17 protein-coding genes and 1 tRNA gene are annotated in these 24,194 nt (G+C 54.9%); 13 read left to right on the top strand and 5 right to left on the bottom strand.

Translation table 11 applies throughout. The features are described from left to right. Positions 1 to 18: 18 nt before the first annotated feature. The 7 genes from CA54_RS17565 to CA54_RS17535 all read left to right on the top strand — a co-directional run bounded on the left by CA54_RS17565 (position 19) and on the right by CA54_RS17535 (position 11,549). Positions 19 to 1,848: an ABC transporter permease gene (locus CA54_RS17565; RefSeq protein ID WP_146372107.1), complete on the top strand. Its 1,830-nt coding sequence runs from the start codon at positions 19 to 21 to the stop codon at positions 1,846 to 1,848. A 46-nt stretch (positions 1,849 to 1,894) separates the two neighbouring features. Further along, positions 1,895 to 3,715: an ABC transporter permease subunit gene (locus CA54_RS17560; protein WP_197532533.1), complete on the top strand. Its 1,821-nt coding sequence runs from the start codon at positions 1,895 to 1,897 to the stop codon at positions 3,713 to 3,715. A gap of 141 nt (positions 3,716 to 3,856) precedes the next feature. Continuing rightward, positions 3,857 to 5,695 carry a hypothetical protein gene (locus CA54_RS17555; RefSeq protein WP_146372105.1) on the top strand — a complete coding sequence of 613 codons (1,839 nt, stop codon included), beginning with the start codon at positions 3,857 to 3,859 and terminating at the stop codon, positions 5,693 to 5,695. 67 nt (positions 5,696 to 5,762) lie between these two features. Further along, complete coding sequence (locus CA54_RS17550; protein ID WP_146372104.1) at positions 5,763 to 6,722, top strand: ABC transporter ATP-binding protein; 960 nt, start codon at positions 5,763 to 5,765, stop codon at positions 6,720 to 6,722. Next, positions 6,719 to 8,284 carry a hypothetical protein gene (locus CA54_RS17545; RefSeq protein ID WP_146372103.1) on the top strand — a complete coding sequence of 522 codons (1,566 nt, stop codon included), beginning with the start codon at positions 6,719 to 6,721 and terminating at the stop codon, positions 8,282 to 8,284. Before CA54_RS17550 ends, CA54_RS17545 begins: the two co-directional genes overlap by 4 nt. A gap of 104 nt (positions 8,285 to 8,388) precedes the next feature. Beyond that, positions 8,389 to 9,942, top strand: coding sequence for an ABC transporter permease (locus tag CA54_RS17540; RefSeq protein ID WP_146372102.1), 1,554 nt, complete (start codon positions 8,389 to 8,391; stop codon positions 9,940 to 9,942). Between the two features lie 32 nt (positions 9,943 to 9,974). Next, positions 9,975 to 11,549 carry an ABC transporter permease gene (locus tag CA54_RS17535; RefSeq protein WP_146372101.1) on the top strand — a complete coding sequence of 525 codons (1,575 nt, stop codon included), beginning with the start codon at positions 9,975 to 9,977 and terminating at the stop codon, positions 11,547 to 11,549. Positions 11,550 to 11,588: 39 nt separating this feature from the next. On the opposite strand, the gene CA54_RS17530 is transcribed toward CA54_RS17535, so the two are convergent. After that, on the bottom strand, positions 11,589 to 12,266 hold the full coding sequence (locus CA54_RS17530; protein WP_146372100.1) for a hypothetical protein: 678 nt from the start codon (positions 12,264 to 12,266) through the stop codon (positions 11,589 to 11,591). Positions 12,267 to 12,634: 368 nt separating this feature from the next. Between CA54_RS17530 and CA54_RS17525 the strand changes: the two genes are divergently transcribed. The 6 genes from CA54_RS17525 (at position 12,635) to CA54_RS17500 (ending at position 21,284) form a co-directional block, all read left to right on the top strand. After that, entirely contained in the window at positions 12,635 to 12,901 is a 267-nt protein-coding gene (locus tag CA54_RS17525) for a FeoA family protein (RefSeq protein ID WP_197532532.1), read from the top strand. 7 nt (positions 12,902 to 12,908) lie between these two features. Then, positions 12,909 to 13,145 carry a FeoA family protein gene (locus tag CA54_RS17520; protein ID WP_146372099.1) on the top strand — a complete coding sequence of 79 codons (237 nt, stop codon included), beginning with the start codon at positions 12,909 to 12,911 and terminating at the stop codon, positions 13,143 to 13,145. An 83-nt stretch (positions 13,146 to 13,228) separates the two neighbouring features. Next, positions 13,229 to 15,496, top strand: a complete 2,268-nt coding sequence (gene feoB, locus CA54_RS17515; protein WP_146372098.1) for a ferrous iron transport protein B — start codon at positions 13,229 to 13,231, stop codon at positions 15,494 to 15,496. 104 nt (positions 15,497 to 15,600) lie between these two features. Then, positions 15,601 to 17,229 (top strand): NADH-ubiquinone oxidoreductase-F iron-sulfur binding region domain-containing protein, encoded by a 1,629-nt coding sequence (locus CA54_RS17510; protein WP_146372097.1) that lies wholly within the window; start codon positions 15,601 to 15,603, stop codon positions 17,227 to 17,229. Next, entirely contained in the window at positions 17,226 to 20,051 is a 2,826-nt protein-coding gene (gene fdhF, locus CA54_RS17505; protein ID WP_146372096.1) for a formate dehydrogenase subunit alpha, read from the top strand. Before CA54_RS17510 ends, fdhF begins: the two co-directional genes overlap by 4 nt. A gap of 291 nt (positions 20,052 to 20,342) precedes the next feature. Beyond that, positions 20,343 to 21,284: an ATP-binding response regulator gene (locus CA54_RS17500; protein ID WP_146372095.1), complete on the top strand. Its 942-nt coding sequence runs from the start codon at positions 20,343 to 20,345 to the stop codon at positions 21,282 to 21,284. A 43-nt stretch (positions 21,285 to 21,327) separates the two neighbouring features. Here the strand turns inward: CA54_RS17500 and CA54_RS17495 are convergent, their stop codons facing one another. The 4 genes from CA54_RS17495 to CA54_RS17485 form a co-directional block, all read right to left on the bottom strand. Then, positions 21,328 to 22,671: a glycosyltransferase family 87 protein gene (locus tag CA54_RS17495; RefSeq protein ID WP_146372094.1), complete on the bottom strand. Its 1,344-nt coding sequence runs from the start codon at positions 22,669 to 22,671 to the stop codon at positions 21,328 to 21,330. 376 nt (positions 22,672 to 23,047) lie between these two features. After that, positions 23,048 to 23,410 (bottom strand): hypothetical protein, encoded by a 363-nt coding sequence (locus CA54_RS17490; RefSeq protein WP_146372093.1) that lies wholly within the window; start codon positions 23,408 to 23,410, stop codon positions 23,048 to 23,050. Between the two features lie 49 nt (positions 23,411 to 23,459). Then, complete coding sequence (locus CA54_RS29440; protein ID WP_197532531.1) at positions 23,460 to 23,624, bottom strand: DUF6800 family protein; 165 nt, start codon at positions 23,622 to 23,624, stop codon at positions 23,460 to 23,462. Positions 23,625 to 23,892: 268 nt separating this feature from the next. After that, positions 23,893 to 23,964: transfer RNA gene (locus tag CA54_RS17485), tRNA-Gln, on the bottom strand. Positions 23,965 to 24,194: the final 230 nt, after the last annotated feature.

Raw genomic sequence — 24,194 nt, 5'->3', positions numbered from 1 at the left:
AGCGATCATATTAGCTCCATGAAACGCCCCGCATTCGTAATGGGATTTCCGTTATTGGTCAAAGAATTGACCGAATTGGCCGCACGGCGGCGGACGTACATCGTTCGCGTGGCGTATGCGGTGCTGCTGTTTGTCGGCGCCATTCTAATGTTCTCTGACATCGTTTTCTCGCGCTACACCTCTCCGCTGGCTCTGCTCGGCCAGGGCGAGAACATGTTCTTGATGATCGTCGCCCTCCAATTCGGCGGGATCTATCTATTTCTGCCGGCCATGGCTTGCTCGGCGATCACCTCAGAAAAAGAGCGGGATTCGTTTGCGTTACTTTTGCTGACACGGTTGGGGCCATGGACGATCCTGTTCGAAAAACTGGCTGGCCGACTGGTGCCAATGTTCACCTTCATGTTATTGGCGCTGCCGCTGATGGCCTTTGCCTATACCTATGGCGGGGTGCAGTCGGAACAAATCTGGGGTGCGATCTGGCTGCTGGGGCTCACCACCGTGCAGGTGGCAGCCATTTGTCTGATGTTTTCAGCCTACTGCCGCACGACAGTTGGGGCCTATTTAGCGACCAATTTGTTCTATTTCTTTTTCCTGTTCGCAATTCCGGGTCTGGCGGCCGGTATGGCACGCCTTCCTGAACATAAGTTGATGTATCTTGTCGGTCCGGCCATCTACTTCGAAATTTTTGACTGGGGCGGCGGACTCAATCCTTGGGGCGAGTTGGCGCTGCGCAGCGTGCCGTTGGTCCTTTCGACGTTGGTGTTTCTGGGAATCGCCCGACTCTACCTCGTTCGACGTGCCTTCGCACAACCGCGGCATCTGGTGCGTAAAATCTTTAAAGGGCTGGACGGGATCTTTGAAACGATCAATGACAATCCAATAACCAAAGGGGTGGTGCTGGTCAATGAACAGACGCGTCTCCCCACCGACAATCCGGTTGCCTGGCGAGAGACGATGAAAAAGAATCTCAGCCAGTTCCGCTATGTGCTGCGAATTTGTCTGCTCTTTGAAATCCCGATCGTGGTGGTTGCCCTGCTGATGTTAGACGCGGGCATCCATCCCAATCGTGTCGACACGCCGTTATTATTTCTACTCATCATGTTGTGGATACTGACGGCGTTGATACTAACGGTCCAAGCCGCCAACTTGATTGCCAGTGAGCGTTCGCGGCAGACGCTGGACGTCTTGCTCACGACGCCCCTTTCCGGTCGGGAAATCGTCTTGCAAAAAATGCAAGGCATGCGGCGGCTGGTCATTGGCTTATCAGTTTGTTTTATCACGATCTTCGCCTGCGAGGCTTGGATGCGGCGGGGCTTGGACATGGCTTCATACGGCGGTGTTGGTAATTTGCTGGCATACTATTCCACCTGGCGATATCTCGTTGCATCGCTACTATCAATTGCCATCTACTTACCGTTGATTGGCTGGTTGGCAATGTGGATTGGTTTGATCGCAAAAACCCAAACACGGGCAATCCTGGGTTCGTTGGCCGTGTTAATTTTGTGGTGCGTGGTCCCATGGGGCATCGTCTTAACCCTCTCGGATTTGTTCACCGACAGAAAGGATGTTCTTACCGGCTTGTTCAGTCCTGTAACGATAATTCTGTGCAATGAACTCAATGAATTCGGGCCGGATGGCGGACTGTTCCCCGGGACCGTCCGCGGGCATCTGTTTCGTTGGGTGGTGGTACTGCTCAACTTTGCTTTCTATGGGTTGATTCTGTACCTCATCCGCAGTCGCTGTCTGCGATTAGCTGACCGTTACTTGGGACGTCGTGAAGAACAACCTGCAGGTATACTAACATCAGTTCCATCCCCGGCCGACCTGCAGGTGGCGACAACGAATTGAATCTGTGTGTTTGCAATCACCGATCCTCAACCCCATTCAGCCCGCTATGAAAACCAAAAAGCTCGCTCTCGGTTGTCCGCTGTTGGTGAAGGAACTCACCGAGTTGGCGGCGCGGAAACGGACCTATCAACTTCGTGTGCTCTATGCCGTGATCTTGTTCGCCACGGCACTGACCCTGTTTTGGGCGCAGCTGTTTGACGGTTTTGGCAGCAGTGGCAGTCCACTGGCCGTGTTGGGCCGCGGCGACGACATGTTTCAAATGCTGGTCCTGCTGCAATTTGCCGGCGTTTACTTGTTTTTGCCGGCCATGGCCTGTCCGGCCATCACCAGTGAAAAGGAACGCGACGCGCTGCCGTTGCTGTTACTCACGCGGTTGGGGCCATGGACAATCATCCTAGAAAAGCTCGCCAGTCGCCTGATCCCGATGTTCACGTTCTTGTTGTTGGCGCTGCCGTTGATGGCGTTCGCTTATACGTTTGGCGGCATCGAGCAACGACAGATTTGGGGCGCGATTTTGATGTTGGCAGTCGCCAGCATTCAAGTCGCAGCGCTGTGTATGATGTGCTCGGCTTATTTCCGCACCACGGTCGGCGCATTTATCGCCGTTTATTTCATTGGAGCGGCCCTGTTCCCAGGAATTCCAATTCTGATCGATGTATTCATCGTCCGCCTGGATGCTGACATCGCACTGATGCTCGTGGCGCCGTACGTCTACTACGAGACCTTTCAGTCCGGAGTCGGCGGAAACCTGTGGCGAGAGTTATCCCTGCGGTTGATTCCTTTTGTGATATCAACCGCAGTATTTCTCGGACTTGCCCGGTTCTTTTTAATCCGCCGAGCATTCGCCCAACCGCGGCACTTGCTCCGCAATTTTTTCAAATGGCTGGACCGCGTCTTTGTAGCGGCCAACGAGAACCGCATTACGAAGGGGATTGTCGTCGTCAGTGAGGGTTCATCCTTACCCTTGTTCAACCCGGTTGCTTGGCGAGAGGCTGAGAAAAAAAACCTAGGACGATTTCGCTATTTGCTGCGGGTTTTCCTGGGCTTAGAGATTCCGGTGTTCGTCGTCGGCACCACCACCATTATTATCCAAGGCGCAGATGCTCGAATGGAGTATTTATCCATGTTGCTGTTTGCAATCTGGATATTTGTCACGATGATCATTTCCGTCCAATCCGCCAGCTTAGTGAGTGGTGAGCGCTCACGGCAAACGCTCGATGTTCTATTGGTCACGCCGCTCTCGGGACGAGAAATCATCTTGGAAAAAGTCCAAGGGCTGCGACGGTTGATTTGGGTGATCTCAGCCTGTTTTGTGACGGCCTATCTCTTCCAGGTCTGGTGGAACGGATCGGTTGGCCGCAACTCTTGGTTTGGATATTCCGGGTCACGGTATCTGTTTGCGTCGGTATTGTCGCTCGTGATCTATCTTCCGCTTGTCATCTGGTTGTCGATGTGGATCGGTTTGAAAACCAAGTCACAGACGCGGGCAATCTTGCTCTCATTGGCCACCATCACCGCTTGGTGCCTGATCCCATTCGGAGTGTTTATCCTGTTCGCGGAGCTCACTGGTTCCGAATATACTCCTATTTTATTTCTTGCCCCATTTGCGATGATTGTGGTTAATGAATTGAACGATTTCCCCAAGTATTCGAATTCGATGAATTCACAGGCGATGCTTGAGTGGATAGTCGTCTTGGTCAATTATGCCTGGTACGGTGGCTGGGTGCTGGTGTTTCGAGGATTATCGTTACGACACGCGGATCGCTACTTGGGGCGGCGGGACGAACTGTGGGACAAACGATTCCCTGCACTACCGAAAGCATCTCCGAATTCCGAAAACATACTGACCGCTTCCTCCTATCAATAAAGTTTCGACCAACGAATCCGCGTATCAGGAGGGACAAGCTCCTGCAGAGTCGCAATTCTCTATTATCCTCTGCATGAGCGGCTTGACCAAGGTAACGCCCTTCCGATTCAACGGGATCTCCTGAACCACGAGGTATTTACCGTGAGCCGATTCACACTATTCACGCGGACCGCAGCAGTCTGTTTGGTGGCAGGCTTGTGTGTCGACTCGGCGCATGCCTTGGAAATCGAGGAGGTGCAATGGGGGTTCGATGGACAGGTCGTGCAGAATCGTTTCAATGTGTTGTCGGTCTTGGTTTCGAATCCCTCAGCCGAAGCCTTCGACGGCGGCATGTCCCTGGAGAAACCGCAATTCGGCGGCAGCGGTTCGGTCGGCGTCGTACTGCGGCAACCGGTGTTTCTCTCGCCATTTGCCAAAAAATGGGTCCAATTCCATCCCTTTGTCAACTATGGTTTCTCCGACTGGAGACTGAAGTGGGGCGAAGGCAGAAATTCGCGCCGCTGGGGACGCTCAAAAGAAGAACGTTACGATGTCAACAAACCGCGCCTCGGTCCGGCCGCTTATGTGATCCTCAATGCGCCGGGCGAATTGTTGCACCGCGGCAAAGGTTCGGGTCTGAAGGGGATGGCCGAAAACCTGTTTCCGCCCATCGTCACCGCCACGGATGGGCTGAAAGGGATCGTGCTCGATCATAGCCCCCGCTGGCAACGACCGCGCCGCACGGCATTTTTGGATTGGCTGCACCGTGGTGGTGAACTGCATCTGTTAAAAATGGACGACGACACGTATCCCCAGTTTCCCGCTCCGTTGGCCGACCTCAACGCGCCGCTGCCAGTTCAGAATCTTGGCCAAGGACACGTCTATCGTCACGATCGTACCCGTGCGGAAATGACGGCGGAATTCGTCAAGCAAAGCATCACTCATCGCGGCGAACAACCCCGCGATGAGGATCAGAAGATCGAAGTCCGATATGGCGTACAGAATAACAACCTCACGGATGAATTCGGTTCACAATTTGATGCAAGCATGCTGCAATCGCTCAAGGCGATGACACAACCCGATCACAATTGGACGGTGATTTATTTGATGTCGTTTGTGTATCTCCTGTTGATCTTTCCGGGTGGATATTTACTGGGTCGACGGCGAATCGATTACCGGATCATGATCGCTGCGTTGTTGGGCACGATCACGCTCTTCAGCGTGGGCTTCTCCATCGTGGGTGCGCGCGGATACAACGAAGCCACGGCGGTCAACACCGTAGCCATCGCTCACCCATTACCCGGCGGCTTTTACGACATCGCCGCATGGTCCAATGCGTTCGTGACCAGCGGAGACGATTACCTGATCGTGCATCCGGGCCAGGGCCGGTTGTATTCCACCTGCCAATCCCAAGAGGGCGTGGCGGGGTTTGTGAATGAAGATCCGGCCGAGCGATTTTTCGCCGTCGACATTCCTCCTTATTCGTCCCGGACGTTTGCCCATCGCGCCAAAGCCCCAGGCAAGCCGCTCGACTTTCAAGTCGACTCGTTCGTTGGGGGAAATTTGCTGGAGTCCTTCAAGGTCACGATTGGCCCCGAATTGCAAAAGTCCTTCAAGCAAGGCTATGTCGTGTACGGCAATATGATCTATCGACTGCGGGATGAAAAAGGCCAGCTGACCGCAGACCGTCGCGGGCAGAAAGTCAATGCATTCGTCAACTCGAATTATCAAATCGGCTACGGATTCAACGCTGCTCCGTTCAGTCCGCTAGACAGCAAAGATGAAATCGACCTTGAGGAAAAGTACGGGAATACGTTCCTGCCCTTGATCATTCGCAGCTTAAATTTTACGCACACAAAACAGGCACGCAAATTCCAACTGCCGACCGATCGTGCGCGACTCTTTCTGATAACCACGCTTCCGCCGGAATTTCAAATGTCCAGCGAAGTTCTCGGCCAGCAAGACGGTCGCGTGCTTTATAGCTTTGATGTGTTTAAATAACTCCCATTAATTTCCCTTTGAAACTTCTGGCGCGGCCAGAGGACTTCCCGATTGGAAAGTGAACGACATGGCTGACAACTTCGAAACCACACCGGTCCTGGATGTGCAACGGTTGAGTTATGCCTTCAAGAATCATCGCGCGCTGGTGAATGTCAATTTCCAAGTCCAGCCCCAGTCCTTGCATGGATTTGTCGGCCCCAACGGCGCGGGAAAAACAACGACTTTGAAAATCATTTGCACGTTATTGAAACCACAAGCAGGACGCGTGAAAGTCTTCGGCATGGACGTCGTTAACGACGTCAAAGAGGTCCGCCGTCGTATCGGTTTTATGCCGGATCACTTTAGCATGTACCGGCAAATGACGGTTTTTGAATACCTCGATTTCTTTGGCGCTGCTTACGGATTGGACCAAAAGGAACGGGACCGGATTATCGCCGATGTCCTGGCGCTGACCGACATGGATGGTCGCAAAGACAGCCTGATCAATGGACTGTCCCGCGGCATGCAACAACGGGTGAGTTTGGCCCGCGTCTTAGTCAATGATCCCGAACTGTTGTTACTCGACGAACCCGCCTCGGGACTCGATCCTCGCGCACGGATCGAATTGATGGAAATCTTGCAGGAACTGCGGCGGATGGGCAAAACGATTTTCATCAGCTCGCATATTTTGAGCGAGTTGGCCGAACTATGCGACAGCGTGACGATCATCGATCGCGGTTTGGTGAAATACTCCGGAGATATGGATGGGCTGCTGATCGACGCCGCTGCACATCCCACCTATGTGGTCACTTTGCGAGAACGCATGGACGCGGGTGAACAACTTCAGTCTTTACCCGGAGTGCTGTCCGCCACAGCCGTGGAAGGCAAACCGGCTTGGTCGGTCAGTTTTGACCGGGAACTGACCGACACCAACACGCTGTTGCGCGGCGTGTTGGATTTAGGGTTGCCGCTCGCGTCGTTCAGCGAAGACCGCAAACATCTGAATCAAGCCTTCATGGATCTCACCGAACAGGGAGTGCGGACATGATTCGCGGGACCATGGCCTTGATGGACCGCGCATTGCGCGTTGATTCGCGGTCACTCCGTGCGCATCTCGTCCGTTTTTTGTTCGTGGGCATGATCGTGTGGTGTCTGATTCTGTCCGCGATGCAGGCCTGGAGCACCTCCGCACCGGGGTTGGATTTCCTGATTCCAATGCTGATGATCACCTTGCTGTTGATCACTCTCGGTGGAGTCAGCTTGTTTGCGACGGCGATCACTGAAGAAAAAGAAGAAATGACGCTCGGCTTACTGCAGATGGCGGGTGTGGGACCGGCCTCGCTGTTATTGGGTAAAGGGGTCACTCGGATTGTAATTGCCTTGTTGATTCTGGCCGCCCAATTCCCCTTCATGCTGTTGGCCATCACGCTGGGGGGCGTGTTGATCCATCAGGTCTGGGCCGCCTATCTGGCGATCTGTGCTTATTTGTTAATGATCGGAAACGCCGGGCTGTTGATGTCCGTGATCTGCAAAACATCGCGCCTTGCTTGTTTTTCCATGACGGTCCTCCTGTTGATTATGTTCTTCGGACCATGGGTGCTGTCGTCAATTCTTGCAGCGGCGATCAATGTCGGCACCGTTGCCCCCGAGGGTGCGTTTGCCGTGAATGCTGACGTGTTGCTGCAAAAAATCAGTGCGGCCAACATCTTTCTGAGAATCACCGTGATCCTCCACAGCAGTTTCAACGAGCCGTTGATCAGTTTTCAGGTCGTCTTCCACACAATTGCGGCGCTGGTTTTGTTTGTGCTGGCGTGGCTGTTGTTCGATGTTTTTAACCGCGAGGAACGCGCAGCGGCAGCCGAACGCCCGCTGTTCGGGCGCCGCGTGGGGAAAACACGGTGGATCGCCGTTCCGCGAACGTGGCGAAACGCGCTATTGTGGAAAGATTTTTTCTATGCTGCCGGCGGCTGGCAAAGGATGGCCGTCAAGGTTGTTCTCTACGGTGCGATGATCGCCAGCATTGCGATTTTTATTGAAGTTACTGACACCACGCCCTCAATATTTCCGTCAGCAGAAATTCTAGGAAATACGGCGATATGGGTGTCGCTGGTGATGCTGTTTGCGGAATTGTGTTTTTATTGCTCGCGGATTTTTCGTGACGAAATCCGCAATCGCACTTTATCGAGTCTCGTCATGCTACCGATTTCAATTCCTGAAATCGTCTATTCCAAATGGGCCGGGTGCCTGCTAGCGACGGTGCCGGCATTGGGTTATTTCGTCGCTGGAGTCATCTTATACCCCGACGACTTTGCCGACTTTGTACAGGACGCTCTCGAAGAACCTTGGTTTTATTATACGGTCATGCAGTTCGTGGTCGGCTACCACTTGTGCACGCTGTTCTCGATGTTCATCAAATATGGAGCCGTGGCTCTTGCTATAGCTTTGGTATTTGTGGGCAATATCCTAATGATTTCCACAATAGAAGCATTAACGACCGGATTCAGTAACGGAGACGAATTCGCCATCCTGGGGTGTATGGGAAGTATGGTCTTAACAGCCTTTTTACATTTGGCTGTAATCTTCCGCATGCAGGTCATGGCCACGCGTTGACTCGCGGTGATACCGTGAACATTTCAATCGACAACAGTCTCAACAAAAGGTAAGCCGACTTGCAGGGAACACTCGCATTATTAACTCGTGCCTTGCGATACGACATGAGAAACGCACGCACGCACTTGCTCCGTGCTGCGTTTATCATTCCGGTGATCTTGTTCGTTTACTTCGCTGCAACAGTGGGAAATTCAATTGGGGCACCGGGCCTGTTTTTCTTTAGGCCGCTGACCTACCTGAATTTCGTGTTGATCTCTCTGGCCGGAATCAGTCTGTTTTCGTCGGCCATCACCGAAGAAAAAGAGGAGATGACGCTCGGTTTATTACGCATGGCCGGCATCAGTCCGCTGGCGCTACTTCTGGGAAAAGGGACTTCGCGGCTATTCACGGTCGTGCTGATTCTCTCGGTGCAGTTTCCGTTCACATTACTTGCCGAAACGCTCGGGGGAGTGACACGCAACCAAGTGTTCGCCACCTACGTCGCGCTGTTGGCGTATACGCTGCTGATCGCCAATCTCGGCCTGTTCTGTTCGGTCTTCTGCAGACGGTCGAGCCGCGCCGCTTTGCTAACGACCATTTGTCTCGCATTGATGTTCATTGGCCCCTCCCTATTGGATGCGCTGTGGAACGTTGTGCTCGCGCTCGATGTTCTTACTGACAATTCATCGCTCCCCGCTATTGTCGATAATATCTTTCTATGGCTGACTGAAATCTCCGTCTTGAATCGGCTGGGCACGATTTCCATGTCGGGATTCAAGGAGTCCCCCTTCAGCACACAGGTCATCGTTGATAGCGTGGCAGCGGCCTTGTTGTTTTTGGCCTCCTGGGTCTCTTTCGACTGGTTCAATCGAGAGGAAATCTCGGCCGCTCCTCCGCGCGGGCTACTCCCACGTTTATCGCGCAAACCGGGAGGAAAACGGTCCGGTATGCCCCGTCCCTGGAAACACCCGCTGGCCTGGAAGGACTATCACTTCATCGCCGGGGGACGACGGTTGGCGATCGCGAAATTCATCGCCTATATAGCGATTTGCGGGATGATCACCGTTTTTGCTGCCATTTTGGCTCCCAACCCCAGCTTTGAACGCGAGGAGATCGCGGGGTTATTGATGTCCGTCTCCTTATTGGGCATCTGCCTGGAAACCAGTCTGATGGCGTCGCGCGTGTTTCACGATGAGACGAAATGGTACACACTTTCGAATTTGGTCATGTTGCCCATCTCTATCCCCCGCATGGCCTATGAGAAAATTGCCGGCTGCCTGTGGGGTTTGCTTCCAGCGGCGACTTTGCTCTTTGCTGGAGCGGTCTGTGCACCTGGTAATTTCGGTACATTCCTCGCCGATATCATCACGGAACCTTGGTATTGGGTCTGGATTGCCCAATTGATCATGTTCTGGCATCTCATCGCCTGGGGTTCGTTGCAGATCAAATGGGGGGCGCTGCCGCTGGCAATTGCCATCGTGCTGTTCGGAGACTTCATCACCCAAGTCGTAATCATGACCGTGATTTTACTAATTAACTCTCCATCGCGTAACGCATTCGCCAATGGCGAATTTATCGAATACCTACTCCCAGTGGCATTGACCGTCGGACAACTGCTGATCACCGCCATGCTGCATGTGGGGATCGGCACGCAACTCAAAAAACAAGCCGCCGCTTAATTCGCCGTTCCCCAATTCCATCGTTATCGATCATGCTTCGACCCACCTTCGCATTAATGAATCGTTCACTCCGCCTGGATGTCCGGCGGCGGCGGTTTCATCTCTTGCGGTTGATCGTCGTTAGCGTGCTGTTTGTCCTGCTGTTGATGGTACAAGGTCGCAGTTGGTCGTTCGCCGCTCCGGGGCTTTCTTTTTTTCGCACGATTGCCTGGCTGAATATCTCCTTAATCGCAATCTCCGGCATCGGTTTTTTTGCCTCGTCCATCACCGAGGAAAAGGAGGAGATGACTCTAGAGCTATTCATCATCGCCGGCATCGGTCCGCTGGCGATCATGATTGGAAAGGGGGTCAACCGGCTTACCGCTGCGCTATCGGTGTTGGTCGTACAGATTCCATTTACGATGATTGCCGTCACATTGGGTGGCGTGAAGGCACGGCAAATTTTGGCCGCCTATGTCGCGTTGGCGGCCTTTTTGTTTCTCGTGGCCAACATCGGATTGTTCTATTCCGTCATCTGCCGCCGCACCGGGCAGGCCATGGCCTACACGGTCATTACGATCGGCTTGTTGCTCAACGGCTCGGCATTGATCGGCAAATTCATGACCGCACTGATCGCCCGCGGCTATTTGACCAGCAACGGAACGATCGCTCAATCCGCCGCCACGCTGTCGCAAATTTTGCACGATTCATCGATCACCACCCGCATTGATGACATCCTGCAGACCGCATTTAAAAGTCCCGCGATTGGCTTTCAAGTTCAGAGCAACTTGGCTGCCGGGGTTGGGTTGTTTATCGCCGCGTGGCTGCTGTTCGGTTGGTTTAATGCCGGTGTCTCCCACTCCGCGCCGTCGCGGGGTTGGGTGTCACGTCCAGACCGTTGGTTGCGGTTTCTCGTCCCAGGCCGCCCCTGGAAAAACGCTCTGGCTTGGAAGGACTTTCACTTCCTCACCGGCGGCATGACGCTGATTATCGTCCGCCTTCTATTGATCCCGCTACTAACGATGGGGATTTACCTCTCGCAGTTGGTAGCGAATACCTGGGGGAATTGGTGGGATCTCAATATGCAGAATCTCGTAGGCGTTTCCCTGGTCGTATTGGCAGCCGAACTTCTCGTGCAATCATCACGAATATTTCACGAAGAAGTCAAATGGAAAACCTTGGGAAATATCGCCCTGTTACCGCAACCCATCGGAGTATCGGCCCGTGATAAGCTACGCGGCTGTCTACTCGGCTGTATCCCGGCTATTCTCTGGTTGAGCATCGGTATCGCCGGCACTCATGACGAGATTCTGCGGAGTCTCAACGGTCTATCCGAAGGAATGTGGTTCCTCTGTGGTCTGGCGGAATTCGTGTTGTTTATGCACATCACGGCGTATCTGTCGTTGGTCGTGCGTTGGGGCGCATTGCCGTTGGCCTTGGTGGTATTCGCCAGCTATGTCGCCGTCAGCATGTCCTGCTTCGTCGCCATGCTCGCGGGCCTGCTGATCAGTGGCTCGGAAACCGGATCGGTGGCGATGGCGGCGTATAATACGATTGCGGCAACCATCGTGACAGGACTGCTGTACGCTGCCATCGGTCGCCGACTAGAAGCTGCCCAGGGGCTTTAGCACGCCCCTCCATACCACTACCTAAAAAAAGGAAGGGTCCTACAAGACCGGATTCGCGGCGTTTGCCGGAGGGGCCGTAAACGAATTTTTCGCGCCGTCGTTGGTAATCGTCAAACTAAACGTCTGCTCTGTCTGTTTGCCGAGCATTTTTCCGAATTGAGCCAACGCCTGTTGTGGATCGATGCCATAAGCCTGTTGGAATTTCTGTGCCATTTCGGACGCATGCAATTCGCTCGACTTCGTGGCAAGCTTGCGGAACACATCGCTCAGTTCCGGATTGTTCTTCAAAGCCGATTCAATAAACAGTTTGTCTGGATGGTCGTTGCTGACACGAATCTCGCCGTTCGCATCCGCCTGCAAGCTCACTCCCGAGCGTAGATCAAGCCCCTGTGCTGAGATCAACTGTTTAAAGCCCGCTTCGAATTGGGATTGCAACTGTTCCGTCTCAGATCGCAGGCCGGCCAAGTTTTGCAGTGCGGCCAACCCGCTTTGTGCACCGGCACCTCCCATTTGCAGAAGTTGATTTAACGCTTGCATCGGGTTGGTCTTGTCCGCCGGGTCGGCCTCTTTCTTATTCGTCGTCGACTGAGCGAGGAATTTTTCCAGAGTCGCTCCAAAGGCTGTCGGGTTCCCCGTAGCAGCCTGGCCAAGCGAATTCGCACCGAACGGTGAAATTCCAGGAAGCGATGGGCTTTGTAAGTTGACTGCAGCCGCCATCTTGTCCCTATCTCCAAACGTCACAATCCACGGTCCCTCGACGAAATGCCGAGCGCGCCCTATTTTCTTCGACGGGGTCAACGGATTGCCTTAACAGTATTCGTATGGGTTGTAGCTAATTTTCCGATATGCACGACTCCGCAAGCCTGGGCCACCGCCACCACTGTCCGTATGTATACGCATCAATGATGCGGTATCGATCCTACTACCGAACGCACCCTGCAGGTCGAATTTGTGCAGCTGCGAACGCATGGACAATCCCGACGCCGCAATTGACATCGAGTCTCAATCCTTCTAGGCTTATGTTTGATACCGATGCTGTCCCTCTTTCCCTTTGGCGTCTCTCTTCATTCCCAGGCCAATCGCGGATGATTCCACTTCAGTTACTAAACGCTGGGGAAACCGCAGAAATTGCGATGATCGGCGGGGAGACCGCGCTGGTCACCCGACTGAACGAAATGGGCTTTCGCGAAGGCGAAGTGGTCCACATGGTCCGTTCCGGCGAGCCGTGTATCGTGGCTGTTGGCAATCACCGATTGACCTTTCGTGGCAATGAGACAGCGCACATTTTCGTCAACCTGCTCAGCCATCCCCCTCACTCGTCGGCGACCGTGACCGGGGCAAGAGAAGATTGAGTCACGCATGACCACACTCGATGGACTGAAATTGGGCGAGCGGGCGCGGATTGTCGAGATTTCCGGCGATGACGGTATCGCAATTCGTCTCATGGAAATGGGACTGATCGATGGCGAAGAAATCGAGCTATTGGGCTTCGCGCCGCTCGGCGATCCCATCGAGTTTGAGTTGCGGGGTTACCGATTGTCACTCCGAAAAAATGAAGCCCGTCGAGTCTCGATCGAACCGTTGCCTCAAGCCTAAACCCCAGTCGACTCCAGCTGCCCCTCCCTCCCCCGGTCTTGCTGGGGGAACAATCGTGAAATCATCGAAGAATTTGATAGATCATGGCCGCTCCTGTTCCCGCCTCTTCTCCCCCACCCACTCCCGCTAAAGAGACGCGTTCGTTCAACGTCGCCCTGATAGGCAATCCCAATACCGGCAAAAGCACGCTGTTCAATTTGCTGTGCGGCATGCAATCCCGCGTCGGCAATTTTCCGGGTGTGACGGTTGAGAAAAAAATCGGCCACGTCAATTGGCAAGGCCAACAATTCCATATCATCGATTTGCCTGGAACCTACAGTCTCTCCCCGCGCACGTTGGACGAAATGGTTTCCGTCGACGTTCTACTGGGTCGGCAAAAGGACGTGGGCCATCCCGACGCGGTCGTCTGCATCGTGGATGCGTCGAATCTGGAACGGAACCTGTATTTGGTCAGCCAGGTTTTGGACATGCAGTTGCCGGTCGTTGTGGTATTGAACATGTGCGACGTCGCCCTGGCGCGGGGCACAACGATCGATGCGACGGAACTATCGCAACGCTTGGGGGTGCCGGTGGTCAAGGCTGAGGCGCATCGCGCGGTCGGGATCGACGATGTGAGAAATGCCATCGCCGCCGCTGCGAAGTCCTCGCCCGTGGAAGCGCGGAAAAAGGTTTTCCCTGAAGAGTTTTACAGCGAGTGCGATCAATTGGCGACGCACCTCACCGCCGGTGGCGCAGCGGACGTTCCGGAGTTTTTGATTCAGCGGATGATTCTCGATCCAGGTGGCTGCGTCGAAGCCGAATATACGAAGAAGTGCGGTAACAATCTGCCCCAGGCCCTGACCGAATGCCGCGAACGGCTCAAATCCGCCGGGCAAGCCGTGCCAGCCATCGAGGCGCGGCAACGGTATGCCTGGATTCGCGAGGTACTCGCAGGAATTCATACGCGGCCGACCACGCGGTCGGTGACTTTTAGTGACAAACTGGATCGCCTGTTGACGCACAAATTCATCGGCGTGGGAATCTTCATCGCCTTGATGTTCGTCGTCTTCCAAGCAATTTACGCCTGGGCCGGTCCGTTCATGGAGATCATCGAATCGGCGCAAGGTTGGCTTGCCGATCTCGTCGCCTTGACATTAGCTCCCGGGCCGCTGCGGAGTTTGATCAACGATGGCGTGATTGCCGGTGTGGGGGGCGTGATCGTGTTCCTGCCGCAAATCGTGTTTTTGTTCCTATTCATCGCCATCCTGGAAGACTGCGGCTACATGGCGCGCGCCGCGTTTTTGATGGATCGCTTGATGACCAAAGTCGGTCTGAGCGGCAAGTCGTTTGTGCCGTTGATGTCGTCGTTCGCCTGTGCGATTCCGGGTGTCATGGCAACGCGGGTGATTGAGAATCGCCGCGACCGAATGGTGACGATTCTTGTTGCCCCATTGATGAGTTGTTCGGCGCGCTTGCCGGTCTACATCCTATTGATCGCTGCCTTTATTCCCGCTGTCACACTGTTTCAGGTTGGGCCGGAACTTAGCATTGGTGGATTTGTTTTGTGGTCAGGCCAGGTGACGCTGCCCGGTGTGGTTCTGTTGGGAATGTCGTCACTGGGGGCGGTGATCGCCGTGCCGGTGGCGTGGATTTTGAAAAAGACCATGTTTCGTGGAGAAACTCCGCCGTTCATAATGGAGTTGCCGAGTTACAAATGGCCGTCGCCACGCATCGTGTTTTATCGTGTCTACGACCGGGCTAAAGCCTTTGTGATGCGAGCCGGTACGTTGATCTTTGCGACGACCATCATCGTCTGGGCGGCGGGATACTTTCCGGGCGACCATACAGCCCAACACAAACTCGAAACGCAAATTGAGGCACTCGACGACACTCCGGAAAACGAGGCACAACTCGAGCAACTCGTCGACCGCCACAACGCCGTCTCCGCCCAACTAATTGAAACTAGTTTTCTAGGCCGCGTAGGACACGCGATTGAACCAGCGGTCAAGCCGCTTGGCTGGGATTGGCGGATCGGCGTGGGAGCGGTCGCATCGTTTCCCGCACGGGAAGTGATCATCTCGACATTGGGAACAATCTACAGCATGGGCGGCGATGTCGACGAGGAAAGCGAGGGACTGAAGGAATCTCTGCAACAGGCCCGTTGGCCCGACGGAAGAAACGTCTATAACGTCCCGGTCGCTCTATCGATCATGGTCTTCTTCGCCCTGTGTGCTCAGTGCGGAGCGACGTTGATGGTGATTCGCCGTGAAACCAATAGCTGGTTTTGGCCGGTCTTTACCTTTGTCTACATGACGGCATTGGCCTATGTCGCCGCATTGCTGGTGTATCAGGTCGGGATGCGATACTTTTAACGGCGGTCGTTGTCAGTTAATCCATGCACCGCACTATGCTTCCCGCCGTGGGTCGGTAATGACACGGACGAATTCTGCTGTCGTGGGACACGGAGGCAAAGCAATTGAAACTTTTGCGTGAGTTAAGTCGGTTGCAAGCGGAGCGGGGCTATCTCGACGAAGACTGCCTGCGGGACCTCGCACGCCGCAAAAATATACCGCTTTATCGACTGCAAGGTTTGGTCTCGTTTTATCCACACTTTCGTCGAACACCCCCACCCCGCGCCGCTGTGCATGTCTGTCGCGATCTCTCCTGCCGGATCGCTGGAGGCGCTGAGCGATTCGCCCAACTCAAATCCGCCTGCGACGCGCAGAGCGACTTCGAAATCCACGAAGTCTCCTGCCTGGGCCGCTGCGAGCACGCGCCGGCGGCTTCGCTGAATGATGCCCCCATCAGCAATTCCGAACTCGACGCGTTTTTAGAAGACTTTGCCGGCAGTCCCCTGCCCGACCTCTCGCCCGTCACAACAGCAACGCGCGAATGGAAATGCGATCCCTACACCAATGCGGCCGCCCACTATGGCACGGTGCAACGTCTCTTAATCGACGCTGAAGATATTCCGCAGATCTGCATCGAACGCTTGAAACAATCTAAACTCAAAGGCATGGGGGGCGCGGGTTTTCCGACCGGACTTAAGTGGGAACTCGTCTCGCAAGAGACCGAACCGGTCAAATACATCATCTGCAATGCCGATGAAAGCGAACCGGGAACGTTCAAGGATCGCGTGATCTTAGAACATCTGCCGCACTTGATCATCGAAGGCATGTTGCTAGCGGCGCTGACGATTGGTGCGGAGCAAGGCATTGTCTATATCCGGCACGAATACGGCCCAGAGCGCGAAATACTGCAAACGGCCATTAACGATGCCTACAACTGTGGAATACTAGGCGCCAATGTCGCTGGTAGCAGTCGGAAGTTTGACATCGAGATTTTTGTTTCGCCGGGCGGTTATATTCTGGGTGAAGAAACCGCGCTGCTGGAAGCCCTTGAGGACAAACGGGGCGAACCGCGGATCCGCCCCCCCTACCCCGGCACGCACGGCCTATGGGGCAAGCCGACGTTGATCAACAATGTCGAGACCTTCGCACTCTCTACATCGATCATCGCCCAGGGCAACGACTGGTGGCAGGCACAAGGCGTAGGCGACTATCCGGGACTAAAGTTTTTTTCCATCTCCGGCGACGTTAACGAACCGGGGGTTTACGAAGTTCCCCATGGAATCACCATTGCCGAACTGATTGCCCGCGCCGGCGGCTTAAAAGACGACCGTCCCCTCAAAGCTGTTCTGCCGGGTGGAGCGAGTTCGAACTTTCTTCCCGCCGAGCACATCGATACACCGCTCGACTTCGACGCCCTCCGCAACGTCGGCAGCATGTTGGGATCGGGCGCCGTCGTTGTGATTGCCGAGGGTCGCAATTTGTTCGATCTGGGACTAAGCATCACACGGTTTTTTCGCAACGAATCGTGCGGCAAATGCGTCCCCTGTCGCATCGGTAGTGAAAAAGCGGTGCGAATGCTGGAACAGGTGCAGTCCGGAGAACGGGATGCAGCAAGCTTAGATATCATGCCGGAGTTGTCGGAGACGTTGTTGCAAACCTCGATATGCGGGTTGGGGCAAGTCGCCTTGGGACCGATGAACTCCGTCCTGGAACGATTTCCACAAGACGTTCCAGCAGGCAAGGAGACGCCATGAGTCACGCCACCACCGTGGATCAAATTGAACTCACGATCGACGGACAATCCGTATCGGTTCCGCAAGGCACATCCATCTATGAAGCCGCTAGCGGTCTCGGCATCGAGATTCCCGCGCTGTGTCATTCGCCCCGCATGGATCCGGTCGGTGTCTGCCGCATGTGTGTCGTCGACGTCGGCGCCCGCACCTTGACCCCTTCCTGCGCTCGCCCCTGCGAAGCAGGCATGCAGGTCGAGACTTCCAGCGAAAAAGTCGAAAAGCACCGCCGCATGCTCACGCAATTGCTCGCTGAAGAGATTGCCGAAGCGAATCCGGCAGCCTCTTCCCAAAACAATTGCGACGTAACAGTATTGGCGAACAAATACGGTATCTCAATCAATCCGCCGCAAAATGCCCATAGCCACGACAACAGTTTTCAGGACAATTCCTCGCCGGTGATTGCCGTCGACCACCACGCGTGCATACTGTGCGACCGCTGCATTCGCGCCTGCGATGACATACAGTCGAACGAGGTCATTGGCCGGACCGGCAAGGGACACACGGCGCGGATCGCCTTTGATCTCGACGTTCCCATGGGCGAAAGCACCTGTGTTTCTTGCGGCGAATGCGCGGCCGTCTGCCCCACAAATGCCTTGACGCACAAACCCGTCACCTTACCGATTGTCGATGCTGTCAATGTGCGGGATGTCGACTCGGTCTGTCCCTATTGCGGCGTCGGTTGCTCGGTCACTGTTCATGCGACGGACGATACAATCCTGGCCGTGAGCGGACGCGAAAGCCCCGTCAACCACGAACGGTTGTGCGTAAAAGGCCGTTACGGCTGGGACTATGCGCTGCATCCCCAACGTTTGACAAAACCGTTGATCCGCCGTGAAGAGTATTACCCCAAAGCGCCACTTTCGCCGGAGGTACAAGACTCCGATCCCCGCTCTAAGTCGAAATCCAAGCCGGGCGGCATCGTCGATTATGACGTGGTGCTCCCGGCGTTTCGTGAAGCAACATGGGACGAAGCCTTAGATCTGGTTGCCAACCGATTCAAAACCATTCGCGAAGAACGTGGAGGGGACGCCCTAGCTGGATTTGGTTCCGCCAAGTGTTCCAATGAAGAAGCGTACCTGTTTCAGAAACTGATTCGCGCCGTATTCGGCACCAACAACGTCGACCATTGCACGCGGTTGTGCCATGCCTCCTCGGTCGCCGCATTGATGGAGACGATTGGTTCAGGAGCCGTCACAAACGTCTTCGCTGACGTGGCCCGCGCCGACGTCGCTCTGCTAACTGGTTCACATGCGAGCGCCAATCATCCCGTGGCGGCGACCTTCATGAAAGAAGCGGTCAAAAATGGGACCAAGCTGATCGTAGTCGACGTCCGTCGCCATGATCTGGTCGACTTTGCCACGCACTTCGCACAGATCCACCCCGGTTCGGACGTCGCATTTTACAACGCGGTCATGCACGTGTTGATCACCGAAGATTTGGTCGACCACGATTTCATCAATGCCCGCACAGAAGGTTTTCCGGAGCTACGAGAATTGGTCCTCCGTGACTTTTCCCCGGAACAATCTGAGCTGATGTGTGGTATTGCAGCTGAAGAGATTCGCGAGATCGCTCGCACCATCGGACGTGCGGGGAGCATGCTGGTCTTTTGGGGCATGGGGATTTCACAACATACCACCGGCACGAACAATGCCCGCTGCTTGATTTCGCTGTGCCTCATGACCGGTAATATGGGTAGACCGGGCACGGGGCTCCACCCGCTCCGCGGGCAAAACAACGTCCAAGGCGCCAGCGATGCCGGTTTGATCCCGATGGTGTATCCCGATTACCAGCGAGTGGCTTATGAGGAAGTCCGCCACAAATTTGAACAAGCCTGGAGCGTGGATCTGAATCCAAATCCTGGTTTGACAGTTGTGGAAATCACGCATGCGGCGCTGCAGGGCGATGTTGCCGGGATGTATGTCCTGGGTGAAAATCCCTTCGTCTCCGATCCCAATACCAACATAGTCCGCGGCGCACTGGCGAATCTCGACTTTTTGGTGGTGCAGGATATTTTTCTGACAGAAACCGCCGAGTTTGCCGATGTGATTTTGCCAGCTTCGAGTTATTTCGAAAAGACCGGCACGTTCACCAACACCGATCGACGTGTTCAAATCGGGCGGCAAGTCTTGGATCCACCCGGGGAGGCGAGGGCCGACTGGCAGATCACCGCCGAAATCGCCAGCCGCATGGGTTATCCGATGGACTACACATCGCCAGCTGAAATCTTTGAAGAGTTCGCCGGGCTGACGAAAAACTATCAGGGGCTAACGCACGAACTTTTGGGAGCAACTGGCAAACTCCGGCCCTGTCCGCATCCGGAGACCGAAGACGGTGCGCAGATTCTGTTTGGCGACACATTTCCGACGCCCAACGGCCGGGGCAAATTTGTCCCTTGCCCTTTTCTACCGGCGGATGAACTACCCAATGACGAATTCCCGTTAGTACTGACGACGGGACGCGTGCTGGAGCACTGGCATACCGGCACTATGACGCGTCGCAGTCGGGCACTCAACGCACTCCAGCCCGATGCCTTTGTCGCTGTGCATCCAGGTGATTTGTCACGGCTGGGGATCTGCGGTGAGCAACTCGTCCGCGTTTCATCGCGGCGGGGAACGATTGTCCTAACCGCTCGTAGCGACAATTCGGTATCACCGGGGACGATCTTCATCCCCTTCCATTTCCGCGAAGCAGCGGCAAACGTCTTAACGACCGACGCGTTGGATCCCTACGGAAAGATCCCGGAATTCAAGTTCTGCGCGGTCAAAATCGACGCGGCAATCTGACAATCCAGCGGCAAGTCGACTGGACCGGTTTTGCCGTCAAGATTTCCGCCGCACCGGCGAATCCCCCATGTTCACTCCGCATGCCACTGTTGGGTGCAACGGGTGGCTGATCCGCTTGTGAGGAAGGCCCATCAATTGACCGCCAGATGCGGACAAAAGCTGCACAAGAGATAATAGCAAGAATCCCCAATTGGCAGTCTGCGTGTTCCAGGGTATGCTATAGGTCGAACCCAACATCAGCAGCACGTCAGCACGTGTTGCACACACACCTTGGAGTAGGAGGCAAGCGGCATGTCCACGGCTGTCTCAACAAAAGTCCTCGTCGTCGACGACTCGGAAATGGATCGACGGTTAGCGGGGGGACTGTTGGGCAAAATTGAAGGCTGGGATATTCTGTATGCCAAAGATGGCGGTGAAGCTCTCAGTAGCATCGCTGCGGATCTGCCGGACATTGTGGTCACCGACTTGGTCATGCCGGGAATGACCGGTTTGGAACTGATCGCGTCGATCAAAGACGACCACCCGTTGATTCCGGTCGTGCTGATGACCGGCAAAGGGAGCGAACAAATCGCCGCCCAAGTTCTCAAACAGGGCGCTTCGAGCTACGTTCCCAAAAGCCGACTGGCTGAAGACCTCCGCGAAACCGTGCATCATTTATTAACCGCTGCCCGCGAAGACCGTGTGCATTCCCGATTGATGCATTATCTGGCCCAAAGCGATTCCGTGTTCGTATTACGAAACGACCTGGCGCAAATCCGCTTGTTGGCCGGTTACTTCCAACAACTGCTGCGATGTTTACCGTTGGGCGATCAGTCCGAACGACTACGCGTCGGTGTGGCGATCGAAGAGGCGCTCAACAATGCATACTTCCACGGCAATCTAGAAGTTGGTGGCACGGTGACGGAAGTTGACCGGCGAAAATACGCCGAACTCGCGCAGGCCCGTAGTTTTACTCAACCGTATTGTGATCGAAAAATCTACGTCCGTGCGGAGATCTCCCGCGAAAAAGCTACGTTTGTTATCCGCGACGAAGGCCCCGGTTTCGACTTCGCGCAACTGCTTGATGCCGGCGACATCGTCGAACAAGAACAATTCCGCGGCCGCGGCATTGTGTTGATGCGGACAATCATGGACGAAGTCACGTACAACGAATGCGGCAATGAAGTCACGCTCATCAAACACAAAGTCGCCGAGGATTTTGACAACGACGAGGGTGGCGACGACGACGATTGATCCGCATGGCGGACGTGTAGAACAGGCCCCTGCAGGCCAATACCTATGCCGCGCGGCGTTTGGTATTGTTACGAGATCGCGTGGACAATGGAATCGGCCCGTCATCACGGCTACGTTGAAAATTCACGACACGCATCGTCATTGCGTGTAAGGCCGGCACGGCAAACCAGCTGAACAGCAACAACCCTGCCCACAAATTCACTCCGATCGCCCGGCTGAATTTGCTGCCGATCAAACACTCCGCCGCGAACCACGCACCCAAGACAAAAATCGCCATCCGCGGACGATTCGGTCGTTGCCGCACAATGCACGCCAACGGGAAAAATGCCCAAAGCAAATAGTGCGTCCAAACCATGGGACTCGTCAGAAAAAACCAACTGCAGACCATTCCCAATTCCCGGGCATCGCGGGAAAGGCCGACCTCGGTCTCTGCCACAGGCAGCAGGCGCGGCCATTGCCGTCGTCGGTTGAGACGCAAGCCACACAGTGCGGCGATTCCCAGACCGGCAAATAACAGCGTCGCCCCGGTCCGCGTCCGTCGCCACGTTGCCGCATCACACTTCAGAAGGTTCACTTGAAACCGTTCGCCATACCACTTGGCCGGCACATCCATCATCACCCGTGCTAAGACGGCATGCACAGCTTGGTTGTTGTACCGCGCGGTACAGCGCATCGACCGCGGAAACGCCGGATCTTCGAGCCGATCCTGATCCGCACGTGTCACATACCGTCCCCAACTGTGGTACCACCCCACGTTGGTTTCATAGCCCAAAAACAACGTCCCCAGCCCGCCCGTTACCAAGACAATCGTCACGAGAAAACCGGCGCACACCTTCAACCGCAACCGCAATGCAAACGGCACCAAAAACAGGACCGGATACACCTTCACCGCCGTCGCCAACCCGATCAGGCAACCGCCACGAAACTCACGTCCCTGCCGCGCAAACGTATAGGCCCCCAGCACCAAACACATCAAGATCAGGGTGTTTTGACCCAGCGTTAACGTCCCCAGAAAAAACGGCGCAACGCCGACCACCGGGATCCACAGTTGCGCGTATTCCGGCGGCGGGAGATTCAACAACCCGATCGTCAGCCGAAGAATGCCCCAAGCGCAGCCGATATTGATCAAATAAATCACCAGCGCCGCCCCCCACAACGGCAGCGCGCCCAGCGGAGCGAATAGCACGTAGAATGAAGGGGCATAGGGGTCTTCAGGGTCGGGGCGATTCTCCACCGATGGCTGTTGCCAATTCGCTGCCCAGACGGCATGAAATCCCCGCAAGTCGCTGCTAGAACGCTCGCTCCGCACCGTGATCACAATACCGCCGATAATAATTGCAGCGATAAGAATTAGGCGTTGGCGAATTTGAGCAGACGAGGCATCCATGCCGGTTTCTCTATAAGTCGTTTCAATGCAAATACGATAGCACGGGAGGGCGAAGCTCCAGCTGAGCCGCAACGGTACACAGGACAGGATTTGCAGAAGAGTCGAAAAAATACAATTCAGTCGCGCGGCGAGACAGACACCGTCCCCTCAACCGCCCCATGTATTTCAGGGCGGGAGTGTAATCGCTCACTGGAATCCTCGAAAGAGGAACTGCGCGGCTGACAGCTTGTCGTGCCTAAAATTTGGGTGGGACTGGCTTTGCCAGTGTTTTTAGGTAGTTCAGCCAATTGAACTTGCACTGGCAAAGCCAGTGGCACCCAACGCTGTATCCAATGTGTTATGGCCTGACTCAGCACAAAGGGTCGTGGCTTTGGTGCTAATCAGTGTCCGGCAGGGCGAATTGCATCCGCTTTGCCGGTTCTTGTCCGGCAGCGAATCGGACTTCGGTTCCCGGCGGGACGTGCGAGATGCCGATTTTGGGGCCGACCAGCAGACCGTAACGCGGGGTCTCGGGAGGCGGATCGGGCAGTTCGACCGACGGGGGATATTCGGCTCCGAGCACGCGGACAAGGCGATCCGAACCATCAGGGCGAATCAATTCAAGCAGTTGGCCCTTAGCAAAGAGACCATGCTGGTCGGCGGTAAACCCAATCAGGGCGAGGCCGCGACCTTTAATTTTCAGTGCGTGTGCAACGACAAACAGCGGTTGAGAGGGCTCAACCGCTGGAAGAGTATTCATCGCTGTTTGCTCATTATCAATCAAGGACGTCTGCGATGGCGAATCGCGGCTACTCATCAAATGAGAACAACGGGCTGATTTTCCGTGCTTTGGCCAGCAATTCGGCCTTTTCACCATCACTAGCCGCTTTGGCATAGACTTTGCGAAGTTTCTGCAATTTTTCACGACGTTTGCGGCGGCGTTTCATTTCCCGATCACGTTCGACACAACCCATTTTGACGTAACTTTCCTGAGTGTAACAGTTTAATGCATGTAACTGACTGCGGCACCACACCGGCGCAACGTGGGGACACAGTGATTTCCGTGGGTCATTCCCCGCCGACGCTGATATTACAGCGTTTCACAGTCCATTTGGCAAGGGACCCGCGCGTCGCAAGCCGTCTAGTGGTCAAGCCTAGCGAGGATTCCGCAGAAACCAGCGCCAGGCGGAGTTCTTCCACGCCCAAACCGCCTCAACGGTGCTTTCTGAAATCAAAATCGAGTTGGGGACCTGGGACTTGAACCCAGAATAAGTGAGTCAGAGTCACTCGTGTTACCAATTACACTAATCCCCAAGACCTCTCATAGGACACGTCGCCCAACAATCCGTTCGCAAACGGCCACGAGCACGCCCCATTATGAACGCCACCGGCCGTTTGTCAACGAGCGACTAGGAAGGCATGAGGCGTGAAGGAATTCGCGACATAAGTCCATTAGCTGGCCATAACCCAAACTCCGCGGCCCGCCCTACTGCCTACTCTCTACTGCCCACTAAAAAAGTCATTGGCCAAATTTCACTCGCCCG

The organism is Symmachiella macrocystis, assembly GCF_007860075.1.
GTDB classification, from domain to species: domain Bacteria; phylum Planctomycetota; class Planctomycetia; order Planctomycetales; family Planctomycetaceae; genus Symmachiella; species Symmachiella macrocystis.
The sequence above is the reverse complement of the archived record's forward strand: the minus strand, read 5'-3'. Positions and strand labels throughout refer to the sequence as shown.

Excerpts from the sequence above, each read along its gene's own strand:
- CA54_RS17560 (WP_197532533.1), top strand. The coding sequence starts at position 1,895 with ATGAAAACCAAAAAGCTCGCTCTCGGTTGTCCGCTGTTGGTGAAGGAA.
- CA54_RS17525 (WP_197532532.1), top strand. The coding sequence starts at position 12,635 with ATGATTCCACTTCAGTTACTAAACGCTGGGGAAACCGCAGAAATTGCG.
- fdhF (WP_146372096.1), top strand. The coding sequence starts at position 17,226 with ATGAGTCACGCCACCACCGTGGATCAAATTGAACTCACGATCGACGGA.
- CA54_RS17490 (WP_146372093.1), bottom strand. The coding sequence starts at position 23,410 with ATGAATACTCTTCCAGCGGTTGAGCCCTCTCAACCGCTGTTTGTCGTT.
- CA54_RS17500 (WP_146372095.1), top strand. The coding sequence starts at position 20,343 with ATGTCCACGGCTGTCTCAACAAAAGTCCTCGTCGTCGACGACTCGGAA.
- CA54_RS17520 (WP_146372099.1), top strand. The coding sequence starts at position 12,909 with ATGACCACACTCGATGGACTGAAATTGGGCGAGCGGGCGCGGATTGTC.
- CA54_RS29440 (WP_197532531.1), bottom strand. The coding sequence starts at position 23,624 with ATGGGTTGTGTCGAACGTGATCGGGAAATGAAACGCCGCCGCAAACGT.
- CA54_RS17550 (WP_146372104.1), top strand. The coding sequence starts at position 5,763 with ATGGCTGACAACTTCGAAACCACACCGGTCCTGGATGTGCAACGGTTG.
- feoB (WP_146372098.1), top strand. The coding sequence starts at position 13,229 with ATGGCCGCTCCTGTTCCCGCCTCTTCTCCCCCACCCACTCCCGCTAAA.
- CA54_RS17530 (WP_146372100.1), bottom strand. The coding sequence starts at position 12,266 with ATGGCGGCTGCAGTCAACTTACAAAGCCCATCGCTTCCTGGAATTTCA.
- CA54_RS17540 (WP_146372102.1), top strand. The coding sequence starts at position 8,389 with ATGAGAAACGCACGCACGCACTTGCTCCGTGCTGCGTTTATCATTCCG.
- CA54_RS17495 (WP_146372094.1), bottom strand. The coding sequence starts at position 22,671 with ATGGATGCCTCGTCTGCTCAAATTCGCCAACGCCTAATTCTTATCGCT.
- CA54_RS17535 (WP_146372101.1), top strand. The coding sequence starts at position 9,975 with ATGCTTCGACCCACCTTCGCATTAATGAATCGTTCACTCCGCCTGGAT.
- CA54_RS17565 (WP_146372107.1), top strand. The coding sequence starts at position 19 with ATGAAACGCCCCGCATTCGTAATGGGATTTCCGTTATTGGTCAAAGAA.
- CA54_RS17545 (WP_146372103.1), top strand. The coding sequence starts at position 6,719 with ATGATTCGCGGGACCATGGCCTTGATGGACCGCGCATTGCGCGTTGAT.